10 protein-coding genes are annotated in these 13,855 nt (G+C 71.5%); 2 read left to right on the forward strand and 8 right to left on the reverse strand.

The features are described 5' to 3' along the window. Positions 1-27: 27 nt before the first annotated feature. From ACFYWQ_RS16425 to ACFYWQ_RS16435, 3 genes are all read right to left on the reverse strand, one after another. A complete protein-coding gene (locus ACFYWQ_RS16425) occupies positions 28-1,296 on the reverse strand; it encodes an extracellular solute-binding protein (protein ID WP_389516951.1) in 1,269 nt (422 codons plus the stop codon). 114 nt (positions 1,297-1,410) lie between these two features. Continuing rightward, entirely contained in the window at positions 1,411-2,232 is an 822-nt protein-coding gene (locus ACFYWQ_RS16430) for a carbohydrate ABC transporter permease (RefSeq protein ID WP_389516954.1), read from the reverse strand. After that, entirely contained in the window at positions 2,229-3,188 is a 960-nt protein-coding gene (locus ACFYWQ_RS16435) for a carbohydrate ABC transporter permease (RefSeq protein ID WP_389516956.1), read from the reverse strand. The genes ACFYWQ_RS16430 and ACFYWQ_RS16435 overlap by 4 nt, the downstream gene beginning before the upstream one ends. Positions 3,189-3,536: 348 nt before the next feature. Between ACFYWQ_RS16435 and ACFYWQ_RS16440 the strand changes: the two genes are divergently transcribed. Together ACFYWQ_RS16440 and ACFYWQ_RS16445 are read left to right on the forward strand one after the other, a co-directional pair. Then, positions 3,537-6,182, forward strand: a complete 2,646-nt coding sequence (locus ACFYWQ_RS16440) for a family 78 glycoside hydrolase catalytic domain (protein WP_389516958.1) — start codon at positions 3,537-3,539, stop codon at positions 6,180-6,182. 50 nt (positions 6,183-6,232) lie between these two features. Further along, on the forward strand, positions 6,233-7,231 hold the full coding sequence (locus tag ACFYWQ_RS16445; RefSeq protein WP_389516960.1) for a LacI family DNA-binding transcriptional regulator: 999 nt from the start codon (positions 6,233-6,235) through the stop codon (positions 7,229-7,231). On the opposite strand, the gene ACFYWQ_RS16450 is transcribed toward ACFYWQ_RS16445, so the two are convergent. The 5 genes from ACFYWQ_RS16450 to ACFYWQ_RS16470 all read right to left on the reverse strand — a co-directional run bounded on the left by ACFYWQ_RS16450 (position 7,152) and on the right by ACFYWQ_RS16470 (position 13,824). After that, a complete protein-coding gene (locus ACFYWQ_RS16450; protein WP_389516962.1) occupies positions 7,152-8,267 on the reverse strand; it encodes a LacI family DNA-binding transcriptional regulator in 1,116 nt (371 codons plus the stop codon). The two genes, ACFYWQ_RS16445 and ACFYWQ_RS16450, sit on opposite strands and share 80 nt — an antisense overlap. Positions 8,268-8,913: 646 nt before the next feature. Then, positions 8,914-11,163, reverse strand: a complete 2,250-nt coding sequence (locus ACFYWQ_RS16455; RefSeq protein WP_389516964.1) for a beta-glucosidase — start codon at positions 11,161-11,163, stop codon at positions 8,914-8,916. An 890-nt stretch (positions 11,164-12,053) separates the two neighbouring features. Then, positions 12,054-12,968 (reverse strand): GntR family transcriptional regulator, encoded by a 915-nt coding sequence (locus ACFYWQ_RS16460; protein ID WP_389516966.1) that lies wholly within the window; start codon positions 12,966-12,968, stop codon positions 12,054-12,056. Between the two features lie 81 nt (positions 12,969-13,049). Continuing rightward, entirely contained in the window at positions 13,050-13,346 is a 297-nt protein-coding gene (locus tag ACFYWQ_RS16465) for an antibiotic biosynthesis monooxygenase family protein (protein ID WP_389516968.1), read from the reverse strand. Between the two features lie 19 nt (positions 13,347-13,365). Continuing rightward, positions 13,366-13,824, reverse strand: coding sequence for a cupin domain-containing protein (locus tag ACFYWQ_RS16470; RefSeq protein ID WP_389516970.1), 459 nt, complete (start codon positions 13,822-13,824; stop codon positions 13,366-13,368). Positions 13,825-13,855 lie beyond the last annotated feature (31 nt).

Genomic DNA, 13,855 nt, shown 5'->3' on the forward strand with positions numbered 1-13,855 from the left:
AGACCGTCGGGCCCCGGAGGGGGTCGGTCACTCGGTCTCGACCGCGTCGTCCATGCTCTTCAGCGCCTCGTCGACGGTGGCGTCACCGGAGAACAGCTTCTGCACGGCGGTGAAGTGCGCCTGCTGCACCTCCGGGTTCGGCCAGCGCTGGTCCATGAACGGGATGGTCCTGCCGTCCTGCTGGAGGTCGATCAGGACGTCCAGGGCCGGGTCCGCCTCGAAGGAGTCGTTGGGCAGGGCCGGCAGGGTGCCGCCCTCCTCGGCGTAGATCTTCTGGCCGTCCCGCGAGGCCAGGTACTCGATGAACTTCTTGCCCGCGGCCCCGTTCTTGCTCGCGGCGTTCAGGCCGTAGGCGGCGGAGACGGCCCCGGGGATGCGGGTGGCGTCCGCGTCGTTCGACGCCGGCAGGGCGAACATGCCCAGCTCGGCGTCGCCGGCCTCCTTCTGCACCTGCGGGATGCTGGTGGTGACCTGGACGACGCCGACGGCCTTGCCGGAGCCGACGTCGGACAGGGACGTCTCGTAGCTGGTGCCGTTCGGGTTCTTGGTGAAGCAGCCCGCCTCGTTCAGGTCGAGGTACTGCTGGAGGGTGTCCTTCCAGGCGGAGCCGGCGAAGGTGGCCTCGCCCGCGCTGAGCTGCTCGTCGAAGTCGGCGTCCTTCGTGTACACGGTGGTCGCGGCGAGCGCGTAGTCGACGAGCTGCGTGACCCACGTGGTCTGGTTGCCGAGGGCCAGCAGCACCTTGTCGTGGTCCTGCGCCTTCTTGCACAGGTCCAGGACGTCGTCCCAGGTCTTCGGCTCGGTGCCGCCTATCTCCGCCAGCGTCTCCTTGTTGTAGATGGCGCCGATGCCGTTGAAGGTGACGGGCACGATGTACGTCTTGCCGTCGACCTGCGTGACGCTCTTGTCGCCCTCGGCGATGTCCGACACGAAGCCGTAGTCGCTCAGGTCGGCGAGGTAGCCGCCCTTCTGGAGCACCTGGACCGCGGCCGGGTTGCCGTTGCCGGGCCAGACGGTGAAGACGTCCGGCGCGGTGCCCGAGGAGAGCTGGGTGCGCAGCGTCGACTGGAGCTGGTCGGTGTCGGCGTAGGTGACGTCGACCTCGATGTCCGGGTTGGCCTTCTCGAACGCCTTGACGACGGCGTCCATCGGGGTGCGGTCGGTGGAGTTGGCGGCGATGCGCAGGGTGTCGCCGTCACCGCTGCCACCGGTGGCGGCGTCGGAGCTGCACGCGGCGGTGGCGGCCGCGAGGCACAGGACGGAGAAGGCGGCGGCGAGGGGACGGGTTGCTCTCATGACGGCTCCAAGGGACGGGAAGGAGGGGTGGTGCACGGCCGACGCCGGGCATGTGACGCCGTACGGGCGGCTCGGACGACGAGCGGGGGGAAGGGTGGAGTGCCGGAGGGGTGGTCAGCCCTTCAGGCCGCCGGCGAAGCCCTGGATGATGCGCTTCTGCATCAGGAAGTAGGCGATCAGCACCGGCAGGATGCCGATGATGAGCCCGGCGAAGACCATGGGCCACTGCGAGACGTACTGGCCCACGAAGCCGAACAGGGCGACGGGGATGGTCTGCCGGCCCGATCCGCTGAGGTACAGCAGCGGGGTGAGGAAGTCGTTCCAGACGAAGATGACGTTGAGGATGACCACGGTGCCGGTGATGGGCCGCATCAGCGGGAAGACGACCCTGACGAAGGCGCGCACGGGACCGCAGCCGTCCATGAGCGCCGCTTCCTCGTAACCGGGGTCCAGGGACCGCAGGAACCCGGTGTACATGAAGATCGAGAAGGGCAGCTGGAGGCCGGTGTAGAAGATGACCAGCGCCAGCGGGTTCCCCAGCAGGTTCAGATCGCGCATGGTCTGGTACAGCGGGATCAGCGCGAGCTGGAACGGCAGCAGCAGCCCCAGCATGAACAGGCCGAAGACACCGCGGGACCAGTACCGGGTGGACCGGGCCAGCGGATAGGCCGCCGCCGCGGCCAGGGCGACGATCAGCGCGACGCTGCCGACGGTGACCAGGATGCTGTTGGTGATGGCCGCGCCGAGACCCGCCTGCCGCCACGCGTCGCCGAAGTTGCCGAGCGTGGGGCTGGACGGCAGGGAGATCGGCGAGGCGTCGTCGCCCTCCTCGCGCAGGGCCATGGAGAGCAGGACGTAGAGGGGGAAGGCGAAGAGGAGGGCGACCACGATCATGACCGCTTCGAGGATGCCGGTACGCCATGTGTAGCGGTTCATGAGGTCTTCTTCTCCTGGCGGCTGAGGTAGAAGTACTGCAGGCCGCTGACGACGATCACGAAGAGGGTCAGCACCAGGCCCATGGCGATGCTGTAGCCGTACTTGTTGAACTGGAACGCCTGCTTGTAGATGACGGTGGACAGGGTGTCCGTGGCGCCGCCGGGACCGCCCTGGGTCATCACCCAGACCTGGTCGAACAGTTTCAGGCCACCGATGATCGACAGCATCAGGTTGATGGTGATGGCCGGGGCGAGCATCGGCCGGATGACGGACCAGAACCGCCGCACCGGGCCGGCGCCGTCCATCGCCGCCGCCTCGTGGATCTCCTGGGGGATGGACTGGAGGCCCGCGAGGAAGATGACCATGGAGTAGCCGGCGAACTGCCAGATGACCACGGCGACCACCGACCACAGCGCGATGTCCGGGTCACCGAGCCAGTCCTGCGTCAGCGCGTCGAGCCCGACGGCCTTCAGCAGGGCGTTGATCGCGCCCTCCGGTGCGTACAGGTACTTCCAGAGGTACGCGGTGACCACCGGGGTGATCACGGCCGGCGCGAAGAAGAAGACGCGCAGGATGGTGCGGGACTTGATGCGGGCGTTGACGCCGAGGGCGAGGAGCAGGCCGACGGCGTTCTGCACGACCGTGATGGCGATCGCGGCCAGCAGGGTGGTGCCCACCGCGTCCCGGGCCGCCGTGTCCTCCCACAGGGCCCGGAACTGGTCCAGCCCCACGAAGTGCTTGACGGGGCTGATGCCGTCCCAGTCGGTGAAGGCGAACCAGCCGCCCTGCACGCTGGGGACGAGGACCACGAAGGCGAAGAAGACCAGGGCCGGCAGGACGAACCACCAGGGGGCCCGGTTGCGCGTGGTACGGGAACTCCCGCCGCCCGGGCCCGGCTCCTTCCCGGGAGGCCCGTCCCGGTGCTTGCGGAAAGGGCTGGTCGCCACAGTGGCCATCTGGCTCTCCATCGAGTCACGCGGCGCGCCGTTGTGCCGCCACGATGATGCGTTAACGAAGCTGAAACGCTTCAAATTATGGCCAGAAACTAGGTTCAGCCCGGAGTCGTGTCAAGAGTGGGTTCACTATTTTCTCGGCGTCCGTTCCGGACACCGGACACCGTGGCGTCGGCCCCCTTGACGCATCGCTCCGCACATGACCTGCGTATTCAGGAGCGCCGCACTGCTTGACGTGGCCGCGCAAGCATCCTTACCGTGTGCCCGGTTCGGCGATTGAAGCGTTTCACGCGCTTCAGACGCACCCCGTGACCGGCCCAGCCACCCGGTCGACAGAACAGGAGCCGCTCCATGCCCGAGAATCCACCTGCCGATACGTCCGTGGTGGTGGCCGCGCCGACCGCCGAGCACCACGGCGGCAGTCTCGGCATCGGTGAGGCCCGCCCCAGACTCTCCTGGGTGACGGAGTCCGCGCCGGACGGATGGCTCCAGACCGCATACGAAGTGGAGATCTCCCCGGAGGACGGACCGGCGTGCAGCAGCGGCCGCGTCGAGAGCGGCGAGTCCGTCCTCGTGGCATGGCCCGAAGAGGTCCCCGCGCTGGCCTCCCGGGAGCGCCGCACGGTCCGCGTCCGGGTCTGGGGCGCCGACGGCACCCGCTCCGGCTGGAGCCCGGCGCTCGCCGTCGAGGCCGGCCTGCTCTCCCCCGGTGATGTCACCGCCACCATGATCACGCCGGCCGTGCCCGAACTGACCCGGCCCGCGCTGCTGCGCACCTCCTTCGAGCTGCCCGCCCCGGTCGTGCGCGCCCGCCTCTACATCACCGCCCACGGTCTGTACGAGGCGGAGATCAACGGTCTGCGTGTCGGCGACGAGGTCCTCGCCCCGGGCTGGAGCAGCTACCACCACCGGTTGCGCTACGCGACGCACGACGTGACCGCCCTGCTGACGGAGGGCTCCAACGCCATCGGGGCGTGGCTCGGCGAGGGCTGGTTCAGCGGCCGGTTCGGCATCCACGGCGGCAAGACCTGCCACTACGGCCGGCACACCGGGCTGCTCGCGCAGCTGGAGGTGGAGTGCGCCGACGGCAGCCGGGTCGTGGTCGACACCGACGAACGCTGGCGCGCCGCGTACGGGCCCATCACGTTCGCCGGACTGTACGAGGGCGAACGGTACGACGCCCGCGCCGAGTTGCCCGGCTGGTCCCGTCCCGGCTTCGACGCCTCGGGCTGGCAGGGCGTGCAGCGCGTCGAGTTCGACGCCGGAACACTGTGCGCGCCGCCCGGGCAGCCGGTGCGCCGGGTGGAGAGCCGTGCGCCGGAGGCCGTGCTCACCTCACCCAGCGGGCGCCGCGTCCTGGACTTCGGGCAGAACATCGCCGGCCGGGTCCGGATCCGCGTCACGGGCAGTGCCGGCACGACCATCACCCTGCGCCACGCCGAGGTGCTCCAGGACGGCGAGCTGTACACCCGGCCGCTGCGCCACGCCACGTCCGCCGACACCTACGTCCTCAAGGGCGGCGGCTCGGTCGAGGAGTGGGAGCCCCGCTTCACGATCCACGGCTTCCGGTACGTGGAAGTCACCGGCTGGCCCGAGGACCGGGCGCCCCTCGACGTCACGGCCCAGGTGCTCCACACCGACATGCGCCGCACCGGCTGGTTCTCCTCGTCCGACGCGCTGCTCGACCGCCTGCACGAGAACGTCCGCTGGAGCATGCGCGGCAACTTCGTCGACGTGCCCACCGACTGTCCGCAGCGCGACGAGCGGCTCGGCTGGACCGGTGACATCCAGGTCTTCGGCCCGACGGCGTCCTTCCTGTACGACTGCGCGGGCTTCCTCACCTCGTGGCTGGCGGACCTCGCGCACGACCAGTACGCCGACGGCACGGTCCCCTTCATCGTGCCCGCCATCCCCGTACCGGAGTGGACGCCGGCGTGGGCGGCGGCGCTGTGGGGGGACGCGGCCGTGCTGGTGCCGTGGACGCTGTACCAGCGTTTCGGGGACCGGGGTGTGCTGCGCGCCCAGTACGCCAGTGCCCGGGCGTGGGTCGACCTGGTCGCCTCCCAGCGCGGCGAGGACGGGGTGTGGCGGCACGGCAAGCAGCTCGGTGACTGGCTCGACCCGGCCTCGCCGCCGGAGGACCCCTGGCAGGCGCGGACCGACCCCTACCTGGTGGCGCAGGCCTACCTGGCGCGCTCCGCGCGCGTCCTCGCGCTGATCGCCGCCGAACTCGGCGAGGACGCCGACGAGTCGCGCTACCGGACCCTCTCCGACGAGGCCCGCGCCGCGTTCCTGCGGGCGTTCGTCACCGCCGAGGGGCGCATGACGTCCGACACGCAGACGGCGTACGCGCTGGCGCTCCGCTTCGACCTGCTGCCGGACGCCGCGGCCCGCGCCACGGCCGGCGAGCGGCTCGCGGAGCTGGTCGGCGAGGACGGCCACCGCATCGCCACCGGCTTCGCGGGGACGCCGGAGGTGTGCGACGCGCTGAGCGACACCGGCCACGACGACACCGCCTACCGGCTGCTCCTCCAGCGGGAGTGCCCCTCGTGGCTGTACCCGGTCACGCAGGGCGCGACGACGGTGTGGGAGCGCTGGGACAGCATGCTGCCGGACGGGACCGTCAACCCGGGTGAGATGACGTCGTTCAACCACTACGCGCTCGGCGCGGTCGCCGACTTCCTGCACCGTGTCGTCGCCGGCCTCGCGCCCGCCGCCCCCGGTTACCGGCGGCTGCGGATCGCCCCGCGTCCCGGCGGTCGCCTCACCCGCGCCGACGCCCGCCACCTCACGCCCTACGGGACGGCCGAGGCGGGGTGGCGGCTGGACGGCGGCACGCTCACGGTGACGGCCACGGTCCCGCCGAACACCACCGCCGACATCGACCTGCCCGGTCTGGCCACTACTGTCGGCAGCGGCACCCACCGCTTCGAGGTGCCCTGGCCGGCTCGGGGGAAGCAGCCGGACCCGGCGGATACGATGTCGGTCCAGGGTTGAAGCGTTACAACCGACCGCCCGCCAGGCGGCCGTCTGAAGGGCTCATGGGGATGAACACCGTCGGGATCAAAGACGTCGCGCTGCGCGCCGGAGTCTCGATCGCAACCGTCTCCAACGTCCTCAACCGGCCGGACAAGGTGGCGCGGGCCACGCGGGAACGGGTCGAGGACGCCATCGACGTCCTCGGCTACGTCCCCAACCTGGCCGCCCGGCAGCTCTCGGGCAGCCGCGGCGGCAGCGTCGTCGGCCTGGTCGTCTTCGACGTCCGCAACCCGTTCCTGACCGACGTGGCCCGCGGCGCCGAGGACCTGCTGCACGCCGAGGGCCGGACCGTGATGCTGTGCAACAGCGACGTGCTCGCCGACAAGGAGGAGCGGTACCTCAAGCAGCTCGCCCAGCAGCACGCCACCGGGGTCCTCATCACGCCCGCCGACCTCAACCGCGGCTGGCTGGAGAGCGTCCGGGAGCGGGGGCTGCGGGTCGTCCTGCTCGACAACGCCGACACCTATCCCGACGTGTGTTCCGTCGCGGTCGACGACGTGGCCGGGGCGGACGCGGCCATCACGCACCTGCTGGCCCGCGGGCATCAGCGGATCGCGTTCGTCACCGGACCGATGAACATGCGCCAGTCCCAGGACCGGCTCGCGGGCAGCCGGCAGGCCCTGGAGCGCGCCGGGCGGCCCTCCGACGTGCTCCAGGTCGTCGAGACCACCGCGTTCACCGTCGACCAGGGGCGGCGGGCCGGGGAGCAACTGCTGACCGCGAGCGAGCGCGTCACCGCCGCGTTCTGCGCCAACGACCTGCTGGCGCTGGGTGTCATGCAGACGGCGTTCCGGGCGGGGCTGCGGGTCCCCGACGACCTGGCGATCGTCGGGTACGACGACATCCACTCGGCGGCGACCGCGGGTGTGCCGCTCACCTCGGTGCACGTCGGCGGGTACGACCTGGGGAAGGCCGCGGCCGAGCTGCTCATCGACGAGGACCGGGAAGGTCACACGCACCGGCGGCTGGTGTTCCCGCCGCGGCTGGTCGAGCGCAACTCGTCCTGAACTCAGGGTTGTCCACCGGTCGCGGGCCGCTGCTGTCCCGGACGACCAGTGACGGTGTGACGACGTGGTGCTGCGGTTCGTCGCGGCCCTCGATGCGTTCGAGGAGCATCGCCACCGCCCGCCGGCCCATCTCGGGGCCCCGCTGGTCGACGGAGGTCAGCGAGATCGCCGGATGCGCGGCGAGGTCGGTGTTGTCGTAGCCGACGAGGGAGATCTCCCGGCCGGCGTCGTGCTCCACCAGGGCGGCGAGCGCGCCCAGGGCGAGCTGGTCGTGGCCGGCGAACACCGCCGTGGGCCAAGGGTGTCGGGAGAGCAGGTCGTTCATCGTGGCGCGGGCGCTCTCCTCGGTCTGGCCGGTGCGCACCACCCGTGCCAGCTCGGGGCTGCCCGCGGCCCGCACGGCCTCCTCGAAGGCGCGCAGCCGCAGCGCGTGCGGGCTGCCGGTGCCGGGCGCGGTCACCGCCGCTTCCTCGGTGAGGTGCACGACCCGCCGGTGCCCGAGCCCCAGGAGGTACTCCATGACCTGCCGGGTGCCGGCGACGTCGTCGCCGACAACGGTGTCGTACCGCGCGGAACGGTCGTGCCGCCCGAGCATCACCACCGGCACCCCGGTCGCCAGCCGCTCCAGCCAGTCGGCGTCCACCCGGGGCGAGACGACGACGATGCCGTCGACCTGGCGGTCGGCGAGCGCCTCGATCGCGCCGTACCCCTCGCGGCCGTCGGCGGGGGCGATGACGAGCTGGTACCGGGTGCCCTCCAGCGCCTGGAGGGCACCGTCGACGATCTGGGTGAGGAACCGGTTGCCGAGGTGCGGGACCTCCAGGCCGAGGGTGTAGCTCGACCCGCGCAGGGACCGCGCGGCCACACTGGGCCGGTAGTTCAGCTCCTCGATGGCCGCGTTGACCCGGGCGCGCATCGCGGGGCTGACCCCCGAGGCGTCCCGGATGACCTTGGACACCGCCGCCCGCGACACCCCGGCCGCCCGTGCCACGTCCTGGATCGTGACCGACCGGCGCCGACTGCTGGCCTGCGACACGTGGTCCCTCCCGTGCGATCACCGTCAGCGCAGCCTTCCCCACCGGCCGCGCGGTCCGCAAGGCGCCCCGGGCGCCCCCGGGGGATCCGGGGCGCCCGGGGCTCGGTGAGGCGCTGTGCTGCCGGCCGGGGGCCCGGCCGGTGGCGGTCAGCGTCTCACAGTGGTGTCCGTACGCTCAGCGCCGCCCCTCGGCGACGGTCTTCTCCGCGTACGGCCGGACGACGACGGGACCGACGAGCCCGTACGACTGCTTCGCGTCGTACGCGGCGTTGCCGAGCAACGTCGCCACGTGCACTCGATGACGTTCCGGCCGGCCTTCACCCAGCCGGTCAGGGCGACGGCCGGGGCGTCGACGAGGTCAGCCTTCGGCAGGGCCCGTCCGTTGAGCTCGACGGTGTACGTGCCGTTGACCGTGCCCAGGTCGAGGGTGGCTCCGCCGTTCCGCACGACGGACTTGTCCAGGTCGACGGTGGTGCGGTACGTCGACTTCCCCGACCTGTCCCCCAGGCCGGCGATGTTCTGCCGGTCCGGCAGGGCCCCGCCGTCCCTGGTCTCCACCGTGAGCGGACCCAGTTCCTCGTTGCCGTCGGTCGGTTGCTGCGGCCCACACCGCTCGTCCGCGGACGGGCGGTGTGGGCCGGGACGGTCAGCGCTTGCCGAGGGTGAACTTCGTGGACAGCGTGGTGTCCGAGGACGTGCCGACGTGCGCGGTGAAGGTCCCCGACGGGGTGCGCCAGGCGTCACGGTCGTCGTCGTAGTACTGGGTCAGGTGCCGGGTGTCGACCTGCTCCTGCGTCAGCTCGATCGTGACGGATCGGCTCTGGCCGGCCTTCAGGGAGACCCGGTCCCAGGCGATGAGCCGCGCCGACGGCTCGTCCGCGCTGCGCGGCAGCTCCAGGTAGACCTGCGGGACCTCGGTGCCGGCGCGCTTGCCGGTGTTGGTCACCTTGAACTGGACGGTCAGGCCGTTCTTGCCGTTGGTGGAGACCTTCGCCCCGGAGACGTCGAAGTCCGTGTAGGACAGGCCGTACCCGTAGTCGAAGAGGGGCTCCTCGTCCTGCGCCTGGTACCAGCGGTAGCCGACCTCGAGGCCCTCGCTGTACTCGACCTGGCGGATGGTCTCGCCCTCGGGGACGACGCCCGGGTACTGCTCCTCGGTGTCGGCGGGCTGCTGCTCCTCGGACTCGGGGAAGGTCATGGGGAGCTTGCCGGAGGGGTTGACGTCACCGAAGAGCAGGGAGGCGATGGCGGGACCGGCCTGCTCGCCCGGGTACCAGGTCTCCAGCACGGAGTCGACCTTCGACAGCCACGGCATGGTGGTCGCGGTGCCGGTCTCCAGCACCACCACGGTCGAGTGGTTCTCGTCGGCCACGGCGCTGATCAGCGCGTCGCCGCCGGCGTCCAGGCCGAGGTCCTTCGGGTCGGAGAACTCGCCGACCTGCTTGTAGCCGAAGACCACGGCGACGTCCGCGTCGGCGGCGACCTCGGCGGCGCGCTCCGCGTCGCTGCCGTCGTCGTGGACGACCTCGATGCCGAGCTCGGCGGCGCGCTCGGTGAGGGAGTCGAGCGGGGCGACCATGTCCTCGCAGGCCATGGTGTTGCGGCCGCTGGTGGTGCCGCCGAAGTTCAGCGGCAGGCTGCACAGTTGCCTGGCCGTCATGCCGGAGCCGGGGTCGTTGGCGGCGACCGAGCCGATGACGGCGAGGGTCTTGCCGCTGCGCTTGTCGAGCGGGAGGGTGTCGCCGCTGTTCTTCAGCAGCACCGAGCCCTCCTCGGCGATCTGCCGGGCCAGCGCCTTGTGGGCGGGCGTCGACACGTCCGCGACGGGCTCGTCGGCCGGCACGTGGTCGAAGAGGCCGCCGTCGATGTAGGAGCGGACGACGCGCAGCGCGGCCCGCTCGATGTCTGCCTGGGTGATCTCGCCGGCGGCGAGGGCGGCGTCGAGCTTCTCCGGCGTGTAGTGGATCGGCCGGTTCAGCTCCTGGTCGAGGCCGGCCTTGAGGGAGGCGGCGGTGGAGTGGACGGCGCCGTAGTCGCTCATGACGTAGCCCTCGAAGCCGAGTTCGTCCTTGAGGCTCTCGTCGAGCAGCTCGTTCTCGCAGGCGTAGACGCCGTTGATCTGGTTGTACGAGCACATGACGCTCTCGGGGTCGCCCTCCGACAGGGCGATGCCGTAAGGGAGTTCGTAGATCTCCTTGTACGTCCGCTCGTCCATGTTGGAGGAGCTGGTCTGCCGGTCGGTCTCCTGCTCGTTGGCCACGTAGTGCTTGAGGTCGGCCAGGACCGGCTTGTCCTCGTTGCTCTCGATGCCGCGGGCCTGGGCGCCGGCGAGGACGCCGTTGACGACCGGGTCCTCACCGAAGTACTCCGGCGTCCGGCCGGCGAGCGCGGTGCGGCCGCCGCCGACGCCCGGGCCGAGGATGACGTTCTTGCCCTTGTCGAAGGACTCGCTGCCCATCGCCTTGCCCTTGGCGTAGGCGGTGTCCTCGTTGAAGCCCGACGCCAGGGATATCTGTGCCGGGAAGGCGGTGACGCCCTCGACGGACCGCACGCCCTCGGGGCCGTCGGTGTAGGTGACGGTCGGGGTGCAGGAGACCTGCACCGGGTAGGTCACGCCCTGGAAGTCGGTCTGGGTGGGGCTGTTGGCGGGCTGCTCGACGAGCCAGCGGTAGATCTGGTGCCGGGTGCTGGCGGCGAGCAGCGCCTTGGCCCGCTGGTCGGCGGACTTCCGGGTGTCCGTCCACGGCGCCTTGGAGCAGTCCGTGGCCGCGGCGTTGCCCGCCGTCGCGGTGCCGGCGGTGGCCGGCATGACCGTGATCAGCACGGCGGACGCGACGATCGCGGCGCCTCTTCGCCGGCGGCGGCTCGCCGTTCGCGGTGTCTGCCTTTCGGACACGATGCCTCCTTGTAACGTTTCAAAATCATGCGGTCGTCCACCGCACAGGGATGAGGAGAGGACGTCCTGGCGGGCCGGGGCGGGTCCGCGGGAGGGAGAGCGGAGAAAAAGGCGGGGAAGCGGGGTGGGGGACGGGTCAGAGCAGCGGCTCGGCCACGGCTCGTCGGCGCGGCAGGGCGGTCCGGGCAGGCGTCCGGTGCACGGACCGGCCCGGGTACGGACCGGGCTGCGGCCGGGTGTGCGGGCACACCCCTCCGCCGGCACCGCACCGGAGGCTTTGGCTCCGCGCTGTCTGACGCATCTTCATCGACGCCTCCCGGGAGGCGGGGAACACGGCTCGCCCCGCCGCTCGCTGCACCCCGTAGACCGATCTACGCGGTGACGGCCCTCACCGTAAGCGGTTCGCTGTACGTCGGCAATGCCTTGGACAAGGAACATTTCGAGCCATCGGAGCGGCGGGCCTGGAGAGGTCCCGGGACCCCCTCCCGGCCGCGGTCCGGCGGCAGTTCGTCAGAGTTCCGACGTGTAGGTCGTACTCGCCCGCCGGGACCGAGAACCGGGCGTAGCCGTCCCCGTGGCCGAGGTACGACGCCTCCCGGGACGTCCGGGCGGGCTTGCCCCCGAGGCGTACGGAGGCGGGCTTGCCGGTGGGGACGTGGATCTCGGCCGTCGCGGTGGCCGGGACGGTCACGCGCAGGGTGAGCGTGGGCCGTCGGCGCTGCGGGTCCAGCGGCTGCGGACGGTGCCGCGCGCTGAGAGCATCTCGTAGTCCACTGCCACGCGATCGCGCCGGTGGGCCGTGCGGTTCTCAACAGTCCGGGCGCTCGCGGTGATCGCCGCGTCCCGCAGGGACCGGCACCCCGTGCCGTCCCACCCCGCCGGACGCTCCGTCAGTCGGCCCCGTCCGTCCCGCTGCCCGTCTTCTCCCGGCCCACGGACGACAGGTGTCGGCGCAGGAAGGCCGCTGCCTCGGCACGCTCTCCGGCCAGCAGGAGATCGGCGAGGCGCACGTGCTCGGCGCAGCGCAGAGCGGCGCGGTCGCGCTGGAGGGAGCGCCGGTACTCGATGAGCCGGCGCAGACGGTCGACGCGGCGCAGGGAGTCGATGAAGAAGGAGTTGCGGCTGCACGCCATGACGACTTCGTGGAAACGGCTGTTGAGGTCGTACAGCTGGGCGTTGCCGATGGTGTGGACCTCACCGTCGGCCAGGCCCTGTTGCTGGGCGCGGACGGTTTCGAGGGCCTCGCGGTCGAGGACGAAGCCCGGTTCGAGGATGGCGGCGGGTTCGATGGTGAGCCGGAAGCGGTAGCTGTCCCGGTAGGCGTCCATCGAGGTGAGCATGGGCTGGAACTCCCAGCCGTATCCGGGGAGTCGTTCGATCCAGCCCTCCACCGCGACGCGGCGCAGGACGTGGGCGAGCTGTCCGGGCATGAGGTCGTAGCGGCGGGCGAGGGCGTTCTCGGTGACCCGGTCGGGGAGCCGGCCGTCGAGGCGGTCGGCCGCGATGCGCAGGTAGACGTCCTCGGTGGCGTCCTCCGTCGTCGGGAACAGCGACGCTTCGGTCAGGTCCGGGCCGGTGAGGGCGACGGTGTAGCCACCCCGCTCGGCGGCGACCACCACGCCTTCGTCCGCCAGCAGCCGCAGGGCCTGGCGGACCGGCGAGCGGGACACCTTCAGCTGTTCGGCCAGGGCACGTTCGACCAGGCGGGTGCCGACGGGCAGCCCGTTCGTCGCTATGTGCTCCACGATGCGGGCGGCCGTCCGGCGGGTGAGCGGGGTGGGGCCTCGGCCCGTGGGCGCTGTCATCCTCTGGTGCCTCCGCGTGGGACGGAACCGGCCGGAACCGGCCTGGGCCGGCCGGGACCCGGTCGGTCCCGGCCCCCGACGTCATGGTGCAAGGACGGAGTGTACGTGCTCGACCTGCGGCGGAGCGGCGAAGTGCGGTCCGGCCAGGGCCCGCCACCGGGCGAAGTTCTCGGAGCCGCGGAAGGTGACGGTGTGGTGCTCGACGGTCTCCCAGCGGACCATCAGCCGGTAGCGCGACGGGTGTTCGACGCTGCGGTGCAGCTCGACCCCGTCGCAGCCGTCGGCGGCGAGGAAGTACGGCAGGGCCTTGGCGACGGCCTCCTCGAACTCCTGCTCCTGGCCCGGGTGGACGTCGATCTGGGCGATCTCGGTGATCACGTGGTGCTTCTTCCTGGTGTCAGCCGCGATGGTCGGCGGCGGCCTTGGCGTGCTCGGCGTCGACCCGTGCGGTGACGCCCGTCTCGACGATGGTGCGCGTGGCGTCGACGGTGGCGTAGATCCACAGGATGCGCATCGGCTCGGTGGCGGAGGCGTTGCGGAACCGGTGGGGCATGCCGGCGGGGACGTACGTGGTGTCGAAGCGGGTCACATGGTGCTCGGTGCCGTCGATCTCCACGATGGCGTCGCCTTCGAGGATGGTGACGGACTCCGGGCAGTTGTGGGTGTGCAGGGCGATGCCCGCGCCGCCGTCGAAGAGGGTCTGACCGGTGAGGAAGACCTCGGCGCCGGCCGCCTTGGTCACCAGGGGGATGGTGCGGGCGCCGCCGCCGCGGCTGAAGGCGGTCAGCTCGGCCGGGCGCAGCACGGCGGGCGGGAAGGAGGCGAAGCAGGGCTCGTCGGTGGGGTGGTCGTGCACGGTGTCTCTCCAGGTGGGCCGGTGGGGGGTG

The organism is Streptomyces sp. NPDC003247 (assembly GCF_042888135.1).
GTDB lineage: Bacteria > Actinomycetota > Actinomycetes > Streptomycetales > Streptomycetaceae > Streptomyces.